Consider the following 19,030-nt stretch of genomic DNA (forward strand, 5'->3'; position numbering starts at 1 on the left):
AGAAATTTTGAAGCGGATCAATAAAAACCTATTCTAAGGCTGTTTCAAATATGGCCACGCTGCTTTGAGATAAATAAACATAGACCATAATGTCAATATAACCGCTGCATAAAGCAAGGCATAGGCCCACATTTCAAGTGGTTTCCAGTTCAACAAAAACACACTAATCGCGATCATTTGAAAAGCAGTCTTATACTTCCCTACAGTCGAAACCGCAACATTGGTCCGCGCACCGAGTTCAGCCATCCACTCACGTAAAGCAGACACCGTTATTTCACGAGAAATAATTACGATAGCAGCAAATGCCATAGATATCGTAGGTTGCCATTGCACCAATACAATCAGTGCTGCAGCAACCATCAACTTATCTGCAACTGGATCAAGAAAGCGCCCAAAAGCTGAACTCTGATCTAAAGTTCTCGCCAAATAACCATCAAACCAATCCGTCAGCGCAGCAACAACAAATATTGCTGTCAGCACGATATGGCGTAGCATTCCCCCATGGTGTTCAGCTCCAATGGCCGGTGGCCAATAAGCGATTACCAAAAATACCGGTATTAGAGCAATACGCGCCAAAGTTAAGATATTGGGAATGTTCAGGATTTGCCCTGTACTCATAAACACCGCCATGTTGTTCGCGTCAAATTTGCATATTGCACAAAGGATGTACCGAGAATGTATCCATCTGTAAGCAACTTTATACGAAATATAGTTGAATGTCGATTAGGCAAAAACGGCAACCGTCTGTCTTAACACGGCAATGAGCTGATTTTGTTGATCCCAAACATAAGCATATTCCGTTGAATACCCTTGATGGGCAAACTCAGTGACGACCTTATATTTAAACCAATCCTGAACCTGATGTGCAATTGGAGTTAAATACGTAATCTGCCATGTCAAAGAACTCGCAGGTGCTGGGGTCTTAAACATCGGTAATACGCCTGGCGGCCAAACATCCATTAAAGCAAACAAATCTGCAAGCTGCATGTCACGATTTGGATGTAAAGCAGGTGAAAAACGACTCCAACCACCAAAATCAGGGACCTTACTCCCCGCCATTGGGTAGCTTCCCTCTGCCCAACAGAGTTCAAATTGTTGTAAGCATTCTGGCATCAGACCTTCGAGATAGAAGGTTTTTTCCAATTGTTCAGCCATCGGATAATCAGGAACTTGAGGCAAATTACTCACGTGGATTCGAGACTCACGCTGCGAACCAAAACTTGCAACTAAAATACTCTGTACTGCGTCATCTTGCCATAAACGTACTTCTAAGCTAGTGACTGATTTTCCTTGTCTTAAAATCTCAGCACTCAGCTTTGCTCGCCCTTGTTGTACTGGGCCAACGAAAGTGACATTACAACTTAAGAGCTGTTTTGCTGCATCATTTACCACACTCAGCGCTTTTTGAATCATTAAGCCTGCAACTAAACCACCAAATACTGTGCGACCTTGTAGCCATCCCGATGGAATATCAATCCATTCTTGTTGTTCGATCTGTTTATAAATCGGGAGTAGTGACATATTGATTTCCTTGATCGCTCTGAATAAATGTTATCTTTCAACTTTTCAGCCTAAATGTGAATGATCGATCTGGCTAAAATGTCAGAGCAATTATGTCAATTCAGTATGCTGACACCATAACACGATCAATCGATCACTCAGTTCAACGCGGCCTATCCCAACAATCGTGCAGCATCATCTACTCATGCAAGATTTTATAAATGGTACGTGCCATCACCTCACCTAAACCTTGTACCAACATAAGCTCTTTTTCAGATGCCCTCAGTACACCTTGAATCCCACCAAAATGGGTCAGTAAATCACGACGGCGTTTAGGACCTAGCCCTGGAATCGCCTCCAATACTGAACTACTGCGTCGTTTATCACGCTTCGCTCGATGCTTGGTAATCGCAAAACGATGGGCTTCATCACGGACCTGTTGAATCAAATGCAGGGCCTTATGGTCCTCTGCCAACTGCAGTTTAGTACCATCGGTAAAATGAAGCGTTTCTAAACCCGCTTTACGCCCCTCACCTTTAGACACCCCAATCATAAAAGCATCTAGTGCTAACTCTTGCATTACCTCCATTGCCATATGCAATTGACCTTTACCACCATCAATGAGGAGTAAATCAGGCAATATATTTTTCTTATAGCGACGGATTAACGCTTGGCGCATAGCCGCATAGTCATCACCACCCGTAATATCTTGAATCGCAAATTGACGATAATCCCGCTTTCTCGCACCGCCTTGATCAAAGACCACGCAAGATGCAATCGGTGCTTCACCCATCGTATGGCTAATATCAAAACATTCAATTCGGTCGATCGGACGTCCTACCACTTGTTCAAGTTGATGAAAACGTTCGTTCAATTCTAGATAATTACTGAGTTTACCTTTAATCGCATGCTGCACATTCATTTGTGCTAACTCTAGCCACTCCGCCCGTGTTTCACGTACTTTATGCTTGATGTGGACTTTCTTGTTAAAGGTTTGCTGTAAGGCTTCTTCGAGTTGGGGGCGATCAGGCACCTCAATATTCACAATCAACTCAGTCGGCACTTCATCAGCCACCTGAAAATAAAAGTTCGCAATAAAGTCGCTGAGCATTTGCCCGAGATCGTCTCCCAACATATCTGGAAAATAACTTTTCCCTCCGAGCATCCTTCCGTTACGAACGTACATGATCTGCACACAAGTTACGCCCGCTTGATAGGCAATCGCTAAAATGTCAGCTTCACCTTTAACTTTAAAGACTGCCTGTTGTGCTTGAACCTCACGCAATAAGCCTAAACGATCCCGATAGAACACAGCCTTTTCAAACTCAAGTGCTTCAGCCGCTTGCTCCATTTTTCCGATCAATTCTTGATTCAGCTCTTTGGTATCCCCTTGTAGAAAACGAATCGAGTTATCGACATCTTCTTTATAGGCTTCAGGGCTAATCAAACCCACGCAAGGCGCAGTACAACGTTTGATTTGATACTGCAAACACGGACGTTTTCTTTGGGCAAAATAGCTATTTTCACACTGCCGTACATTAAATAGCTTTTGCAAGGTGAGCAAAGTATCTCGCGCACTGTAAGCACTCGGATAAGGTCCAAAAAACTTACCAATTTGATGTTTGCCTTTACCACGTCCACTAGCAATACGCGGATAGGGTTTATCTGCCGAGACAAAGATATAAACATAAGATTTATCATCCCGCAGCATAATGTTATACGGTGGACGGTGCAGTTTTATGAGATTTTGTTCGAGTAATAAAGCCTCTGTTTCTGAACGAACAATCAGCGTTTCAATGTCATAAATACGCGCAACAAGGGCTTGTGTTTTAGGATGCTCAATGGTTTTGACAAAATAGCTGGATACACGATTTTTTAAATTTTTTGCCTTACCCACATACAATAACTCACCCTCTTTGCCGAGCATTTTGTAAACACCGGGCAATTGGGTCATGTGAGTCAAGATGGTTTCAATGTGTTCACGTGCGTTTGAGTTCACAATAGATTTTCATGAGCAGAATTACTTTGATGATGTAGTCTGTTCACACGAATTTCAAGCCTAACTCGGTGAAATCCATGTGCTGCTCAGTAACGATTAGAATACTCGACCCAAAATTCGATCATGCAAGTCAATAGTTGTTTTTTCATTATCTTTTCTCTTCATAAAAACCAGTCAGACTATCCTGAATTAGACCATCTGTTACAATCTGGTTAAACAAATTACTACTTATTTGCTGCATTAAAAAACGCCCTTTTGGGCGTTTGAATAACGTAAATTAGAGACCGAATAAAGTTCATAATTTAATATTCAGGAAAAGCTCAATTAATTACAGTCCTGATAACCACCCAACTCTCCACATTTTAGACATTTAAAGAGATAAGCTGTTGGTGAGCCATCTTTATCCAAAGCCTGTAAAAATCTATTCCAATCCTCACCAACCAAACCTATGGAATTTTGGATAGCAAGAACCGCTTCTTCCCCCATAGCAAATAATTCTTTTCGACCCGCTCTTCCTACAAATGCTGCGGCATCACCACAATGAGTCCACCAGCGTTCCTGCTGCCATCCTGAAAAACCAGGTGTACGATAAGCCACTTCCTCAACCACAAGGTCGGGTACAGACCCCCATTTACCATAAGCACCTATTCCTGCCTCATCTGTAAAAGCAGCATCGAACTTTTTATGCGCAGAACCATCTGCAATACACCACGGACAAATTGCTTCAGCAAGTTCTTCTTCTGCATAGACTGGCCCACTATAGATATAACCTTTGACCTGACCACAACACAGACACGCTTCATCTGACTCAATAATACTTTCCGTTGCAATAGGGTCTGGATGATATTTAAATATGGGTAATTTCATGTTCCTTCTCCTTTATTTGAATTTAAAGCTCTTCGATACTGATAGCTAAATTTTCTATCGCCAACCTGTTTTGTAACATACAAATTATTTTTTGATGATCTCTTCCATGTAGAAGCAGATAGACCATATTTTCTAATTTTTCAATTTCCAGATCTGTATTCCATGTATGAATTGAAACCTTATCCTTGAATCTATAGTTATTTTCATTGGAAAAAACGAGTTTATAAGATGCTATAGATTCAAAAATATGTTTTATTTTAATAATATAAATCACTTGCTGGAAGATTTTTACTTTTTAATCCATATTCATAATTCATAGCCCATTTCTTATTCCTGTTCTATCTCTTGCATATTAAAATTATGATTGAAAATATCACAAAAAAACGTCCTTTCGGACGTTTAAATTTACTTAAATACATACGGTCTTATAAAAATAAGAAAGAAAAGTCCCAACATTAAAAACCACTTTAAAAAATAATAAAGTTGTCGATTTGATTTCTTCAATGCCTTCGCTTTAATACGAATTTGATAGACATAACCAAATGCTTTATTTAGGCCGCCAGTCTGATCACCCACTTCGTTGGGTGAACTCGCTGCAGTCATCACACTTTTACCAAACCAATGATTAAATTTTTCCATGAAACGCGTTTTTAATGGGCGCTCAACATCAGCGAAAAAGATAATACGGTTTTGATCGGTTTTATTTTCAGCATAGTGAATATAGGTTTCATCAAACACCACACTCTCACCATCACGCCAAGAATAACGTTCACCATCGACATCAATGAAACAACGATCATCGTTCGGTGTAATCAAACCTAAATGGTAACGCAATGAACCTGCATAAGGATCACGATGGCGGACCAAACGGCTATCAGGTGCAAGTTCAGTAAACATTGCAGCTTTGATACTTGGGAGTGTTTTTAACAAAGCCGTGGTTTTTGGACAAAATTCTGATGCTGATGGATGTGCAGAGTCATACCATTTCAAATAGAAACGCTTCCACCCCGTTTTAAAGAAAGAGTTAAAACCCAAGTCATCATATGTACTTGATGCTTTAATACCGCCTTTATCATAAAGCGCTTGCGCTTCATCACGGATCATTTCCCAATTTTCATCCAGAACTTTTAAGTCCTTGAAATGCTGTGTATCGATATAAGGTTGATTCGGCACACTGGAAAACATGTACATCAAATAGTTAACGGGTGCGAATAGCGTTGAATGGTCAAAAAATTGACGATAAAACGAGTGTCTAACTTTACCACGGCGATGAACATAGAGCGCCGAAATGATAAAAATCGCTAATATGATCCACTTAATCATTAGATTACTCTATCTTTTTAGCTGAAAACCAAATGCCAGTTTGAGAACCAAATATCAAAATCGCACTTAAAATAAGCTTGCTATTCTAGCAAATTTGTATGACTGAATACCAATTTACTTTGTTTAAAGCGAACAAATAAAGCTTTGTAGTTATCTTTACCAATCAAAGAGAAACAGCTAAAAGCATCATTAAAAAATTATTTTTCTTCTTGGCTTAAAAGTCTCACTAAAAAGTTACAACAAATTGATGACCACTGCGTCACGCCTTGATACAACTTGTTATGTCCTTTTTAGATATAGTTATCGTAAGATTAGCGAAGCTTTTTTGTGTGCCTAACCGCATACATGCTTTATGACATCAACTCAGAATCCTCCACAACAAGGGAGATCAGGCATGATCCACGCTGGCAATGCCATTACCGTCCAAATGCTTGCGGACGGAATTGCAGAATTCCGCTTTGACTTACAAGGTGAGTCGGTTAATAAATTTAACCGTGCAACCATTGAAGACTTCCAAGCAGCGATTGCTGCGGTTAAAGCCAATAACGATATTAAAGGCTTAGTTGTAACTTCTGAAAAATCAACGTTTATTGTTGGTGCAGATATCACTGAATTTGGCGACAACTTCGCCGCAGGTGAACAAGCTATTGTTGATTGGCTTATGCCTGTACACGAAATCTTCAATAGCTTTGAAGATTTAGACATCCCTAAAGTTGTTGCTATTAATGGCATGGCGTTAGGTGGTGGTTTTGAAATGTGCTTAGTCTGTGACTACCGTGTCATGTCTGAACAAGCACAAGTCGGCTTACCAGAAATCAAATTGGGTATCTATCCTGGTTTTGGTGGTAGCGTACGTTTAAGCCGTTTAATCGGTATCGACAATGCCGTTGAATGGATGGCAATGGCGAATCCGAAGAAACCTGCTGCTGCACTTAAAGATGGTGCTGTAGATGCGGTTGTTGCTGCTGACAAACTACAAGAAGCTGCCGTTGACTTGGTTAATCAAGCAATTGCAGGTCGTTTGGACTGGAAAACAAAACGTCAAGAAAAATTAGACGCGATTAAATTGAACCCACTTGAACAAATGATGGCGTTCAATACAGCGAAAGGTGCGGTACTTGCGAAAGCAAACCCTGCACAATATCCAGCGCCTAAACTGTTACTAGATTCATTACAAGCAGGTGCAACCTTAACACGTGATGATGCATTAAAAGCAGAAGCACAAGGTTTCGCTAAAGCAGCGATCACACCACAAGCAGGTGCATTGATCGGTTTATTCATCAACGATCAAGTTGTGAAGAAAACTGCGAAAAAATATGAGAAAGGTGCTCACCCAGTAAACCAAGCAGCTGTTCTAGGTGCTGGTATCATGGGTGGTGGTATTGCTTACCAAGCGGCAAGCAAAGGCACACCAATCATCATGAAAGACATTGGTAACCCACAACTTGCACTTGGTATGAAAGAAGCGAATGGCTTACTGACCAAGCAAGTTGAACGCAAGAAAATGAAAGCTGCGCAAATGGGTGAAACACTTGCTCGCATCCGCCCTACTTTAAGCTACGATGAGTTTAAAGAAGTGGATATCGTGATTGAAGCAGTGACTGAAAATCCAAAAGTAAAAGAAATGGTATTGGTGGAAACTGAGAAAAATGTTCGTGAAAACACGATCATTGCATCAAACACTTCTACAATTTCAATTACACGTTTAGCAAAAGCATTACAACGTCCTGAAAACTTCGTTGGTATGCACTTCTTCAACCCAGTACATATGATGCCACTGGTAGAAGTAATTCGTGGTGAAAAGACTTCTGACGAAGCGATTGCAACCACTGTTGTTCTTGCTCAGAAAATGGGTAAAACACCAATCGTTGTTAACGACTGCCCAGGCTTCTTGGTAAACCGTGTATTGTTCCCTTACTTTGGTGCATTCGACCTTCTTGTTAAAGACGGTGCGGATTTCCAGCAAGTGGACAATGTGATGGCGAAGTTTGGCTGGCCTATGGGTCCTGCATACTTGATCGACGTTGTTGGTATCGATACAGGTGTTCATGGCGCTGAAGTCATGGCTGAAGGTTTCCCTGACCGTATGAAGCCTGACTACAAAGGTTCTATCGAAGCGATGTACGAAGCAAAACGTCTTGGTCAAAAGAATGACGTTGGATTCTACAAATACGTGTTAGACAAGAAAGGTAAGAAAGCGAAAACTGTTGATCCAACAGCTTACGAAATCATTGCACCTTTCGTGACGGGTGAAAAACGCGAGTTTGACAACCAAGAAATCATTGACCGCATGATGCTTGCTTTCTGTAACGAAACTGTTCGTTGCTTAGAAGACAACATCGTTGCAACGGCTGCTGAAGCAGATATGGCAATGATTATGGGTGTAGGTTTCCCTCCATTCCGTGGTGGTCCATGTCGTTACATCGACCAAACAGGTGTTGCTGAATACGTTGCGCTTTGCGACAAGTATGCACACTTAGGTAAGGCTTATGAAGCGCCACAGATGTTGCGTGACATGGCTGCTAACAACACAAAATTCTACGGTTAAGGAGCGACGTGAATGGCTACTTTAAATCCACGTGACGTTGTGATTGTTGATGGCGTTCGTTCTGCCATGGGCAAATCGCGTAACGGTATGTTCCGCAATGTACGTGCCGACAGTTTATCTGCTGAATTAGTACGTGCACTGGTTGCTCGTAACCAGTTCGATACAAACGAAGTTGAAGACATCATTTGGGGTTGTGTCAACCAAACTTTAGAGCAAGGCATGAACATTGCTCGTAATATTGGTTTATTGGCTGACATCCCTAAAACTGCTGGCGGTCAAACCGTCAACCGTCTTTGTGGTTCTTCTATGCAAGCAATCCACACGGCTGCTGCACAGATTGCAACCAACCAAGGTGACGTGTTCATCATCGGTGGTGTAGAGCACATGGGCCATGTTGGTATGATGCACGGCATCGACCTGAACCCAGAAGCGTCTAAACACTATGCGAAAGCATCTAACATGATGGGCTTAACTGCTGAAATGTTAGGTCGTATGAATGGCATTAGCCGTGAAGAACAAGATGCGTTTGGTGTTGAATCTCACCGTCGCGCTTGGGCTGCAACACAAGAAGGTCGTTTCAAAAACGAAATCGTTGGTGTTGAAGGTCATGATGCCAATGGCTTCAAAATCCTTTGCGACATCGACGAAGTGATTCGTGCTGAAGCAAACCTTGAAGCGTTCAAAGCATTGAAACCTGTATTTGATCCTAAAGGCGGTTCAGTAACAGCAGCAACATCTTCTGCTCTTTCTGACGGTGCTTCTGCAATGTTGTTGATGTCTGCTGAACGTGCACAAGCTTTTGGTTTAAAACCACGTGCCGTGATTCGCTCTATGGCGATTGCGGGTTGTGATGCTGCGATCATGGGTTACGGTCCAGTTCCAGCAACTCAAAAAGCACTTAAGCGCGCTGGTTTAACGATGGCTGATATTCAAACCATCGAATTAAACGAAGCATTTGCTGCTCAAGGCTTATCAGTCATGAAAGGCTTAGGCGTTTACGACAAACAAGACATCATCAACTTGAATGGTGGTGCGATTGCATTGGGTCATCCATTGGGCTGTTCAGGTGCACGTATCACAACAACATTGTTGAACGTGATGGAACAACAAGATACACAAATCGGTCTTGCGACTATGTGTATCGGTCTTGGTCAAGGTATCGCGACTATTATCGAACGTGTTTAATCGGCACTGAGATAAAAAAAACCCCGCTCAGTGCGGGGATTTTTTTATCTTTAACGTCTATTTAGACCATCTTGAATCTGTTGCTGCAATTTCAAAATATCATCCATATTGATCTTAATCGACCCATCACGAATACCAATTATATTATTTCGATCAATATTCAAAGGTTCTAACATTTTAAACAGCCCACTGGTCGGATCAGATGATTGTAGACCCTGAGCAACAGCTAAAATATGTTGCTCTAATAGCGGTGAAAGTTGCGATGAATCTGGTTCTTCCATTTTTTGCTGATAATTGACCGTCGTTACACCCTCTTTCACCCCAGCATTCTGCATATCACTATGAGCTTTATAGATTTGATGTTGTAGAGCTTCACGTACTTTTTCATCTTCTTGAAACGGAATAAAGCCGACTTCTTCACGCAACTCAGACTCAGCCATAATACGAATCGTTGGCAATGTGACGACCTCTTCTGCCTGAACCGTTGGTAAACCAATAACAGCTAACACGGCGATAAACGCTGATCGTTTTAGAAAGTTCATGATGCGACTCGCTCCAAAAATCAGTCACCATATGAAAAGATGATGAGTTAAATAAAAGCTTCTATTCATAGGCTACAACAAAGTCGGGCTTGATTCAGTAAGGCTCAGATAAACGGTAAATATCAATAAAATATTGAACAAAAGATCAAATGAATTATGAGTATCAGGCCATTCTATTTTCTGAGCATTTCTTTCAAATACCGAACCAACTGAGGAAAGTCAGTATAACCATCCTCTGCCAAAAAATGCCCCGCTTTAGAAATAAGAGTAAATGGTATCTCAAGTTGTTTTGCGAAATTAATACTCAATTCAGGTGGGACATACTCATCATTTTCTGAAATAAACAGGTGTTTATTTTGGGAATTCTTCAAACTTATATGCATATTTTGACTTTTTAGAATATATGAGTCGAGTTGGGGTAGCACGGGTAAAGTTTCAGTAAACCCAGCAACAAGAATAACTCCCCCAATCTTGGGAGGATTCCGCTTTGATAAAAAATTTAATAATGTCACACCGCCTAAACTATGGGTTACAAAATACGTCTGTTCATCAATCATTTTAATATTTTGTTCTAAAACATGCTGCCAAGCCTCAACATCTGGCTGCATCGGATTGGGTAACTGTAAAATGGTTACCTGAGTATGTGAATCCTGCATCTGCCTCTGTACTGATTCAAACCAATGATCATGTGCTGTAGCACCATAACCATGCACAATAAATATCTGACGATGTATCGTCGTCTCTTGTGGAGGCGCAGCATATCCGAAAAAAGAAGTGAAAAACAATCCTAAAGAATAAGCCAATTTTTTCATCAATATACTCTCAGTAAAATCTACTTATAACCATGCTAAACTATGACAGCGATGTTAAGGTCAAGTGATATTCTATGAATCTTGCAAAAGTTGCCAAATTAACGCAGGTTAGTCCTCGTATGTTGCGTTACTATGAGGACGTAGGGCTAGTTCATCCCAAACGAAATACAAATAATTATCGCGATTACAGTCAAAAAGATATTGAAGATATTTATAAGATTAAAATATTGAATGATGCAGGGATGAATTTGAAAGATATTCAAATTTTATTACCCTGTTTCGATTTGGATTATTATCGATTTAGTTTATGTCCTGTTGTGCAGACAAAACTAGAAAATGAACTTAAATACGTAAATGAGCAATTAACTAAACTACAACGATCACATGAACTATTAAAATCATTTTTAGAACATGGTACAGTTGAATCAACCATTTAGGACCATAGATATGAATCATATAATAAAAACGACATTATCAATTGCTTTATCAAGCATGGTTATCTCAGGCTGTGCCACCAAAACCCTCATCACCAAAGATAGTAAAACGTATACTCGGACGGCAAAGGTTACTTTAGTTGAAGACAATGTGGTCGCTTTTGGGCGACCGGCGCAAGCAACAGCCAATTTACCACGCGATAGCATCGTCATTGCAGGTCAAAAGAATAGTTACATCCTGACCCAAGGCGGCGCTCAGTTTGTGACCATCATCAACAAGCTTGATCCCAAAAATATACAAATCACACGTGATCTAAATTTCTTCTCTGAAAAAAATGATGGTCATTTTTCAGGAACATTGCCCATTTCTTATGTCAAACTCAAAGAGGATTTAAGCAAAAAAGACTTAGAATTTTTTATTGAAAATGGTGCAAAAGAATGTTCGTCTTCAAGTGATACACGTATGCAAGCACAACGTTTTTGTTTTGATATAAAACTTGCGGGTGTAGTCTACCCTGTCGCAAATAATCTGACTTCATTAAAAGCATTAAGCAAACCTTATCAAGTTACAATCTATACCAATCAACAAGAAAGCTATAAATCAAGATCAAGTCTCAATCCTTTTGAAAAGTTAGTATTACTACCTTTCGCAGTAGCAATTGATGTGGTGAGCTTACCGTTCCAAGCTGCCGAAAAGATTTTTGATTAAGCTTAAGTTAAAGGTCTTTGACTCAAAACAATCACTTGCCTCAAAGACCTTGTCTTCTTATTGACCCTAAAATCATTTTTCCATCAACTATGTGTCTCTTCTTCACCTTCATTATCAAAGGTTTTGGCGATTTTATCGATATTTAGACTTTTCGCCATCGCATCAAAAATATCCTTATAAACACCTTGCTGCTGATAAAGTTGATAATGCTCACCATGCTCAACGATCGCACCATCCTGCATCACATAGGTATAATCCGCATCGATGATCTGTGACAAACTATGAGAAATAATGATCACCGTTCGCCCCTGTTTGATTTCATCTAGACTATGTTTGATTTGTTCAGTTGCAATAGCATCCAAACTTGCTGTCGGTTCATCTAAAAAGATAATCGGTGGATTTTTCAGAAACATCCGAGCGATTGCGATTCGTTGTTGTTGACCGCCCGACAACTGTAAGGCATCTGATTGATAGCCTTTTGGTAGTTTCAAAATTTGTTCGTGGATAGAGGCTTTTTTTGCTGCTCGGATAATCTCTTCTTCGGTTGCATCCATTTTTCCATAGCAAATATTGTCTTGGATGGTACCTTGGAAAATATGGTTTTTCTGTAATACCAAACCAATATGATCACGTAAATATTGGGTATCCATCTGATTTAGATCAATCCCATCCATGAGAATCTGCCCAGATTGCGGTAAGTAAAACTTATCTAGCAAACTAATCAGGGTCGATTTACCTGCACCTGATAGTCCGACCAAGGCCGTAATTTTATTGGGTTGAATAACCATGTTGATATTTTTCAGGGCATGATGACCATTGGGATAATAAAAATCGACCTGCTTTAACTCAAACTTTCCTCTCAGATGCGCTGGCTTTTGCTGCCCAGAATCCTCAATCTCATTCTCTGCCTGAAGAATCTGGAAAAAACTTTCTGCATAAATCATGGCATCATTCACTTCATCATAAATGCGGTGGAGTGAACGAATTGGAGCAGATACATTGTTGAATAACAGAATATGGAACATGATCATCCCGATACTCATGTCTCCAACCAAGACAAAATAAGCCGTTAAGATGATAATAAAAACAATACCGATTTGTTCTGTAAAGGTTTTCAAACCATCGAAAACAAAGCTAATTTGACGGGTATACATCTGATTATCCGTCAGTTGCTTTTGTAAGATGAGCTGTTTTTCAGCTTCAACTTTTTCCCGATTGAATGATTTGATCACCGTGATGGAATTTATAATACTCAAAATGCCCTGACTCTTACGTTCACGCCCATCACGTAAACTTCGTCTAACCCCACCTAATTTTTTTGCTTGCTTAAATGTCAGCCAAAAGTAAATCGGTACGATACAAAGCGCAACCAATCCAATCCAAAAGTTGGCGTAGAACATTAAAGCCAATGCCAAAATGGCACTACTAAACAGCGGTAAAATATCGATAAAGAAAATTTGAATCAAACGGGTAATTGAGCCAATTCCTCGATCAATCCTTGTTTGTAATTTGCCTGCCTGATTATCATCTTGCGTAAAAAATGCCAGACGATAGGTGAGAAACTTCTCAATAATCGCCTGTGCGACATCTTGGGAAACCATAATTCTGAGACGTTCACCAAATAACTTCTGACCAAACTGAATCAAGGTACTGAAGATTTCCTTACTCAGCAAAATCACACTAATCGTTATCAAAATATGTAAGCCTTCCGCCAAGCCGCCGCCTGCTTCAACTAAACGATTGATCTGGTCGACAGCATATTGAAGCGTTAAGGCATTAACCTGAGCCGTCAGTGCACCGATTAATGTCAGAACCAATGTCACAATCACCAGTAATTTATACGGTGCAACAAAGGGCTTAACTCTATTAAAAAGCTGCCATAGATTCATATTTTTACGATTTTTCCCAAAATGCTTACGACGACAGGTTTTAACTTACAGCCATGAACTCAATGACTTCGATGTGATTCTCCAGCTTAAACATGGCAGATGATGATCTAGATGCGCTATTTTCTAGCTATGGAAGCAGAAAATAACTATAGCTCCTCCTCCAATACTTCGACGTTATTGTTTTTAATTTTTTCCATCTGACTATTGAGCTTAAGGACATCTTGATAAAGCGTATTAAATTTTTTCACGGGTGCATTCTCATAAAACAGAATGGTGTTATTTTTTCTTTGCCATTGATGCGTTTTTAACAGATCAAACATAACTTGTGCCTTTTCTACGATCTGTTGTTCAATTGCAAAAATATCTTGGCTTTGATCTGCATTCAGGTTGCTTTCTAGTTTTGCTTGCAGCAAATCACGCATATCACGTTGAATAGACAAATTCTTGGCTTGTTCAAGCGCGTCTAATTGAATTTTTTGACGTGTTTGCTCATATTCGGTCGAGATTTTACGCACATCGCTAAGCATCTGCTGCGTTTCTTTATAGTCCTGTTTACGATCACGATCCAATCGCTCTACATTTAAAAAGGTATCCCAATTCCCAGCTTTTAGTTCTCGTAGATAATCGTTTCTCGCTTCAACATTTTGCATCCAATAGGTTAATAAGAATTCCGACATTAATTTATAATCACCAGATAAGCGATCATCCCTTACATCGAGTTGAACTGGGGTTGACCAATCTTGTGCTTGGTCATACAGCTCACGCATCTTCTCGGCCATGACCACATCAAACATTTGCTTATTGTTCTCAGCACGCTGTTGTAGCTTATGTTGATATAGAAAAAATGAACCAATACAAATCGCGATTACAGCAACAAATAATAGAAAACGGCGCATAATGCCTCCAAGCTTAATTATATTTTTTATGTCCTAACTTTAGTGTAATCATTAAAACGTATGCATTAATATGATTTTTATTTCACTTCACGTAACGGAGCATTACATATTACTCACTTTAAATTCAAGCACTTCATCCCTATTATCTCTTTAACTGAAATTGAAGAGATACGCCATGCGTGTAGATATTTGGTCAGATGTGGTCTGCCCTTTTTGTTATATCGGTAAAAAACGTCTTGAGCATGTTGCAGCAGAAGCTGGAATCAAACTTGATATTCACTGGCATAGTTTTGAACTCGATCCAGATGCGCCAGCAAAACATGACACATCCAATACAGAGCGTTTAGCCAAAAAATATGGTCGAAGCTATGCTGAGATGGAAGAAATGGAACGCAATATTGCGGCCATGGCTGCTGAGGAAGGCATCGACTTCCAATGGCAAAAAGCCAATTCAGGCAATAGTTTTAATGCACATCGTATTATCCATCTCGCGCAAAGCAAAGGCATGGGCAATGAAGCAAAAGAGGCTTTTTTTCATGCCTATATGACCGAAGGTTTAGCCATTGGTGAACGTGAAGTGGTCGAAGAAATTGCTTCACGGATTGGCTTAGACAATGCTGAAGTCGAATATGTCTTGGACTCTGATGAGTTGGCTGATTTTGTTCGGCACGATGAAAAAATTGCACATGAACAATTGAAGGTGACAGGCGTTCCTTTTTTTGTTTTTGATCAAAAGCTAGCTCTTCCTGGCGCCCAGCCTCGTGAGATTTTCTTACAAGCACTACAAAAAGCTCAATCAACATCTGAGCAAGAAATAGTACCCACTGATGCAGCACAGTGTCATGATGATCAATGTGAAATAAAACCGTAATAACACGACTTAGGGACAAGCTTCAAATCCAAGATTGAAGCTTGTCTTGTTCCGTATAAATTTGTCTATTTTCTATTTATTTCAATATTTTATCTTAGATAATTAACCCATCTTCACTGAAAGTGATCTTTTTGCATGCTTTTTAGCCATTGATTTGTGCAGCTGATCACAACTCATGTATAGATTTATAGATACCTTTCTATTTTATGATCTATTTATCCGATTTGTTCTTTTAAAATGTTTCTATTTTTGCTCACAAAGCATGAACAACATCTCGATTTAACCCTATCAAATGAGATTGTTTGCTAACTCAAGTGCTATAGATTTTGCATTGTTTTCTTCTATAATTGTCATAATGTGACAATCTTTTGTGATGAAAATGCAAACATTACAGCCCGAATAGATCGTTAAATTTATGCAACAGACATCTATCTCGAATCGCTTATAGGATGAGCAAAAAATAGAAGCTCACCACTGCAAGCGACAACAACAAATTGTTAGAAATACGACGACTTAATTTTTTATCTAAAACAGGCTCAAGCCTATCTCTAAGGAAACAATAAATGGACGTATTAGAGAAAGCACTATTGGTGGATGAGCTCCAGCATCTCATTGAAGGGCTCAATGATGATAAAACCTCACTATTTGAAATTGCCAAATCAAAACAACGAATTAAAGATATTTGTGCATCTTGTGATGATCCTACTTTTCAGGATCAAATCACGCCTTTTAAGGCCTATATTCAAAATGAAGAGTTCTCAACGGACGAATTGAGCAATCACGGTTATGCCATGACCTATCGTGGTACTTATAATTTTATGGGGCGCGTAGAGAATGCTTTATTTGCCTCTGCGGATATGGGATGGGCTGCATTGCGTCAAGCCCAACATTGGCAAGTCTGGGTCATTCGCCCTGCTTTATCATTTCTTAAAAGCCCTTGGATGAATTCATCTCAGGACGCATTACAATGGCTAAAAAACCATGCCAGTGAATATGTTAAAACAGACCATGAACTACAACATTTAATTCCAGTTTTAGAGCCAATTAGCCAAAACTCAACCTCATCATCAAGCTCAAATCAAAGCATTCATACCGATCCCTTATCCTTAATAAAAGAAGAAACGGCTCAGTTTCAGTCACAACTCGACGCGATTATCCAAGAGAAGATTCAACCTGTCTCAGCCCCAAAAACAACAGCGGTGAAAGCGAACGTTAAACAGACCACAGCGACGTCTAGCAATCTAAATAAAGCGAAACCCGTTGCACTGAATGATTTTAATTTAGATGGATTGGTCTGCCGCTTAGAGCGTATTAATGCGCGCACCTTCCCCTCGTTATATCGTGTTGACTTACACAATGAGATTGATCAAAACATCAAAATTGATTGGTTATATTTAAAAGCTGAAAATGACGTTCAGCCTGTATGGGAATCCGCACAGATTTTCATTGCAGAACAACTCTATGCACAAGGTCAATTTTCACATTATGTGGTGCTGATTGGTACGCACAGCATCGAGTATGCCATTTCAGTCCTACAGTCCTATACAAACCCACTGCATACTCAAACCAGCTCGATTCATCAAACCCACTGGATTAATTTTAAGCAACATTATCATCAACATGAAAGTTTGTTTAATGAATGCATCATGAATGGAACATTGATCTGGCAACGTGATCAACGTGTTTATCCATATATCCCAGCTTCATTTGTGAATACGCAAAAATTCATTCCATTTGAAGAAACTTCGGCAACTTTTTTGACCCCTGTGATTTTATTAAGAGAGCGTCATAAAATTCGCGTGATCCATGGTGCTGAACGGATTAAGCTATCCAATGAAGATCAGGCTTATCCTTATCTGTTATTGGACCGTGCCGATGGTTATACATGGCAGTTGATCCGCCAAGCCATTAGCCGCTTACCTCAACCGATTTCAGTACATGACTTATATCAAGCACTGGAAAGTAGTGCGCTATCAGAATCAACCTAGTATTGAGCGTATGCAAAGCCAAAAACCTCATCCCCATCATCGGCCTTGTGAGGTTTTCTTCGCATTTTAGGTGATGGATTTTGAGTGTACTAAGTCATTCTGTTCACTCGCCTTTTATACGATTAAATTGCAGTTTTTTGTGATTATGACTTGATTTTATGGGTTGAATCATCAAGAGTTAAAAACAAGAACAATACATAAGCTTGCACCATGATAATTTCCCAAAGAACGGTATCATCTCATCTCTTTTATACGGTATTCGCCCTGTCATGCGGATTCATGAGTATGGCAAATGCCGCTGAAGCAACGCCACAGCAGCCAAGCAACAATACGCAAACATCGAATGGTAAAAATACTGAAAGCGTTTTGAACTATATTCCCAAGTGGGTCGATGCAACACCAACCATTCTTCCTGAACAATCCAGTCAACCTGTTGTGCCTCCAGTTTCAGAAACAGAGGAACGAACCTGGGTTGATCGTAAGCAACGTGACGTCCGAGAATGGGCCGATCGCACCTCAGTTAAAATTGATAATTGGTTTGGTGAGGTCGACCCAGAAAAGCCTGCTTCTGCAACCATTCGGTTGATGCTCGACAATTATTGGAATGAATATGATAACTATGAAGTAAAACCACGTATACGCGGTAAAATTAAACTGCCGACACTGGAAAAACGGCTCAGCTTGGTGTTTGGTGATGATTCACTCGACGATGAGTTTGATAATCATATTTCCAGTACCAATCAGCAGCCAAACCAAGATCCTGATAAAAGATTCGATTCTAAACAAACGCGTGATAACAATGGTTCTGTTGCTCTACGCTTCTCAGATCTCTCCAAGAAATTGCCTTTTGAAACGGATGCCGATATTGGTTTACGTTCAGGCAGCGATGTTTATCTTCGTTTAAGGGCGAAAAAGAAATGGGAATTAAATAACGACTTTAGGTTCAATGCTGAACAGATTTATCGTTATGGCAGCCAAAGTGAAAATTATCTTCGCACTAATTTAGAACTTATCCATGCTCGTCCCAATCATGCATTTTTATCCAATCAGCTCAGCCTGACCTATGCTGATAAACAGGATGATGATTTACGCTGGGATAATCGAACCTTCCGTGAACATCAGTTTTTTGCGCACAATCGTTTTAATTATGGCATTTATACGGGTGGTTATTACAACGACAATGACTTGCGTTTGAATAGCTGGGGACCTTTTGTCTCATGGCGACAACCACTGTGGCGTGAATGGTTTTATGTGCAAGGTGATCTCAATTATTTTAATGATCATCGTGAAGACAGAGACCACTATGTCAGTACCTTTGTTCGTCTTGAGACCTTATTTTAGTTTTGATGGAATTATCAGCACAACTGTGGATAACTTTAATGTTATCCATAAACATTAAAAAGCACCCTCCAAATTAGACTATAAATGTCCAACTTTCGGGGTGCAGTTCAAAGCAGAGTTTTTTTA

At 39.9% G+C, this 19,030-nt stretch carries 16 protein-coding genes; 7 read left to right on the forward strand and 9 right to left on the reverse strand.

Features of this window, described 5'->3' with window-relative positions; genetic code table 11:
• Positions 1-33: 33 nt before the first annotated feature.
• The 5 genes from pgsA to lpxO all read right to left on the reverse strand — a co-directional run bounded on the left by pgsA (position 34) and on the right by lpxO (position 5,689).
• The gene (gene pgsA, locus EAH57_RS09485) at positions 34-618 is read right to left on the reverse strand and encodes a CDP-diacylglycerol--glycerol-3-phosphate 3-phosphatidyltransferase (RefSeq protein WP_121929842.1); all 585 of its coding nucleotides are present in this window, start codon (positions 616-618) and stop codon (positions 34-36) included.
• A gap of 105 nt (positions 619-723) precedes the next feature.
• Positions 724-1,521 (reverse strand): thioesterase family protein, encoded by a 798-nt coding sequence (locus EAH57_RS09490; protein ID WP_121929843.1) that lies wholly within the window; start codon positions 1,519-1,521, stop codon positions 724-726.
• Positions 1,522-1,699: 178 nt separating this feature from the next.
• On the reverse strand, positions 1,700-3,499 hold the full coding sequence (gene uvrC / locus EAH57_RS09495; RefSeq protein ID WP_034594839.1) for an excinuclease ABC subunit UvrC: 1,800 nt from the start codon (positions 3,497-3,499) through the stop codon (positions 1,700-1,702).
• Between the two features lie 324 nt (positions 3,500-3,823).
• Positions 3,824-4,366 carry a CbrC family protein gene (locus tag EAH57_RS09500; RefSeq protein ID WP_121929844.1) on the reverse strand — a complete coding sequence of 181 codons (543 nt, stop codon included), beginning with the start codon at positions 4,364-4,366 and terminating at the stop codon, positions 3,824-3,826.
• Between the two features lie 405 nt (positions 4,367-4,771).
• The gene (gene lpxO / locus EAH57_RS09510) at positions 4,772-5,689 is read right to left on the reverse strand and encodes a lipid A hydroxylase LpxO (protein ID WP_121929846.1); all 918 of its coding nucleotides are present in this window, start codon (positions 5,687-5,689) and stop codon (positions 4,772-4,774) included.
• Between the two features lie 394 nt (positions 5,690-6,083).
• Here lpxO and fadB point away from each other — a divergent pair, with 394 nt between their 5' ends.
• A complete protein-coding gene (gene fadB / locus EAH57_RS09515) occupies positions 6,084-8,237 on the forward strand; it encodes a fatty acid oxidation complex subunit alpha FadB (protein ID WP_121929847.1) in 2,154 nt (717 codons plus the stop codon).
• Positions 8,238-8,249: 12 nt separating this feature from the next.
• Entirely contained in the window at positions 8,250-9,422 is a 1,173-nt protein-coding gene (fadA, locus tag EAH57_RS09520; protein WP_004668297.1) for an acetyl-CoA C-acyltransferase FadA, read from the forward strand.
• Between the two features lie 50 nt (positions 9,423-9,472).
• Here fadA and EAH57_RS09525 read toward each other — a convergent pair whose 3' ends face one another.
• Entirely contained in the window at positions 9,473-9,964 is a 492-nt protein-coding gene (locus EAH57_RS09525) for a hypothetical protein (RefSeq protein WP_121929848.1), read from the reverse strand.
• Positions 9,965-10,137: 173 nt separating this feature from the next.
• Positions 10,138-10,776 carry an RBBP9/YdeN family alpha/beta hydrolase gene (locus EAH57_RS09530; protein ID WP_121929849.1) on the reverse strand — a complete coding sequence of 213 codons (639 nt, stop codon included), beginning with the start codon at positions 10,774-10,776 and terminating at the stop codon, positions 10,138-10,140.
• Positions 10,777-10,850: 74 nt separating this feature from the next.
• On the opposite strand from EAH57_RS09530, the gene EAH57_RS09535 reads away from it, so the two are divergent.
• Together EAH57_RS09535 and EAH57_RS09540 are read left to right on the forward strand one after the other, a co-directional pair.
• Positions 10,851-11,213 carry a MerR family transcriptional regulator gene (locus EAH57_RS09535; protein WP_121929850.1) on the forward strand — a complete coding sequence of 121 codons (363 nt, stop codon included), beginning with the start codon at positions 10,851-10,853 and terminating at the stop codon, positions 11,211-11,213.
• Between the two features lie 10 nt (positions 11,214-11,223).
• On the forward strand, positions 11,224-11,919 hold the full coding sequence (locus EAH57_RS09540; protein WP_121929851.1) for a hypothetical protein: 696 nt from the start codon (positions 11,224-11,226) through the stop codon (positions 11,917-11,919).
• Positions 11,920-12,002: 83 nt separating this feature from the next.
• Here the strand turns inward: EAH57_RS09540 and EAH57_RS09545 are convergent, their stop codons facing one another.
• Both EAH57_RS09545 and EAH57_RS09550 read right to left on the reverse strand, forming a co-directional pair.
• The gene (locus tag EAH57_RS09545) at positions 12,003-13,808 is read right to left on the reverse strand and encodes an ABC transporter ATP-binding protein (protein WP_121929852.1); all 1,806 of its coding nucleotides are present in this window, start codon (positions 13,806-13,808) and stop codon (positions 12,003-12,005) included.
• A gap of 146 nt (positions 13,809-13,954) precedes the next feature.
• Positions 13,955-14,704, reverse strand: coding sequence for a hypothetical protein (locus EAH57_RS09550; RefSeq protein WP_121929853.1), 750 nt, complete (start codon positions 14,702-14,704; stop codon positions 13,955-13,957).
• A gap of 175 nt (positions 14,705-14,879) precedes the next feature.
• On the opposite strand from EAH57_RS09550, the gene EAH57_RS09555 reads away from it, so the two are divergent.
• The 3 genes from EAH57_RS09555 to EAH57_RS09565 all read left to right on the forward strand — a co-directional run bounded on the left by EAH57_RS09555 (position 14,880) and on the right by EAH57_RS09565 (position 18,904).
• Positions 14,880-15,575: a DsbA family oxidoreductase gene (locus EAH57_RS09555; RefSeq protein WP_121929854.1), complete on the forward strand. Its 696-nt coding sequence runs from the start codon at positions 14,880-14,882 to the stop codon at positions 15,573-15,575.
• 563 nt (positions 15,576-16,138) lie between these two features.
• Positions 16,139-17,563 (forward strand): hypothetical protein, encoded by a 1,425-nt coding sequence (locus EAH57_RS09560; RefSeq protein ID WP_121929855.1) that lies wholly within the window; start codon positions 16,139-16,141, stop codon positions 17,561-17,563.
• 210 nt (positions 17,564-17,773) lie between these two features.
• Positions 17,774-18,904, forward strand: coding sequence for a hypothetical protein (locus EAH57_RS09565; protein ID WP_121929856.1), 1,131 nt, complete (start codon positions 17,774-17,776; stop codon positions 18,902-18,904).
• Positions 18,905-19,030 lie beyond the last annotated feature (126 nt).

It is taken from the genome of Acinetobacter sp. 2JN-4 (assembly GCF_003687745.1).
In the GTDB taxonomy this organism is placed as follows: domain Bacteria; phylum Pseudomonadota; class Gammaproteobacteria; order Pseudomonadales; family Moraxellaceae; genus Acinetobacter; species Acinetobacter halotolerans.

Excerpts from the sequence above, each read along its gene's own strand:
- fadA (WP_004668297.1), top strand. The coding sequence starts at position 8,250 with ATGGCTACTTTAAATCCACGTGACGTTGTGATTGTTGATGGCGTTCGT.
- lpxO (WP_121929846.1), bottom strand. The coding sequence starts at position 5,689 with ATGATTAAGTGGATCATATTAGCGATTTTTATCATTTCGGCGCTCTAT.
- EAH57_RS09565 (WP_121929856.1), top strand. The coding sequence starts at position 17,774 with ATGATAATTTCCCAAAGAACGGTATCATCTCATCTCTTTTATACGGTA.
- EAH57_RS09560 (WP_121929855.1), top strand. The coding sequence starts at position 16,139 with ATGGACGTATTAGAGAAAGCACTATTGGTGGATGAGCTCCAGCATCTC.
- EAH57_RS09490 (WP_121929843.1), bottom strand. The coding sequence starts at position 1,521 with ATGTCACTACTCCCGATTTATAAACAGATCGAACAACAAGAATGGATT.
- EAH57_RS09545 (WP_121929852.1), bottom strand. The coding sequence starts at position 13,808 with ATGAATCTATGGCAGCTTTTTAATAGAGTTAAGCCCTTTGTTGCACCG.
- EAH57_RS09530 (WP_121929849.1), bottom strand. The coding sequence starts at position 10,776 with ATGAAAAAATTGGCTTATTCTTTAGGATTGTTTTTCACTTCTTTTTTC.
- EAH57_RS09540 (WP_121929851.1), top strand. The coding sequence starts at position 11,224 with ATGAATCATATAATAAAAACGACATTATCAATTGCTTTATCAAGCATG.
- EAH57_RS09555 (WP_121929854.1), top strand. The coding sequence starts at position 14,880 with ATGCGTGTAGATATTTGGTCAGATGTGGTCTGCCCTTTTTGTTATATC.
- EAH57_RS09535 (WP_121929850.1), top strand. The coding sequence starts at position 10,851 with ATGAATCTTGCAAAAGTTGCCAAATTAACGCAGGTTAGTCCTCGTATG.
- EAH57_RS09550 (WP_121929853.1), bottom strand. The coding sequence starts at position 14,704 with ATGCGCCGTTTTCTATTATTTGTTGCTGTAATCGCGATTTGTATTGGT.
- pgsA (WP_121929842.1), bottom strand. The coding sequence starts at position 618 with ATGAGTACAGGGCAAATCCTGAACATTCCCAATATCTTAACTTTGGCG.
- EAH57_RS09525 (WP_121929848.1), bottom strand. The coding sequence starts at position 9,964 with ATGAACTTTCTAAAACGATCAGCGTTTATCGCCGTGTTAGCTGTTATT.
- fadB (WP_121929847.1), top strand. The coding sequence starts at position 6,084 with ATGATCCACGCTGGCAATGCCATTACCGTCCAAATGCTTGCGGACGGA.
- EAH57_RS09500 (WP_121929844.1), bottom strand. The coding sequence starts at position 4,366 with ATGAAATTACCCATATTTAAATATCATCCAGACCCTATTGCAACGGAA.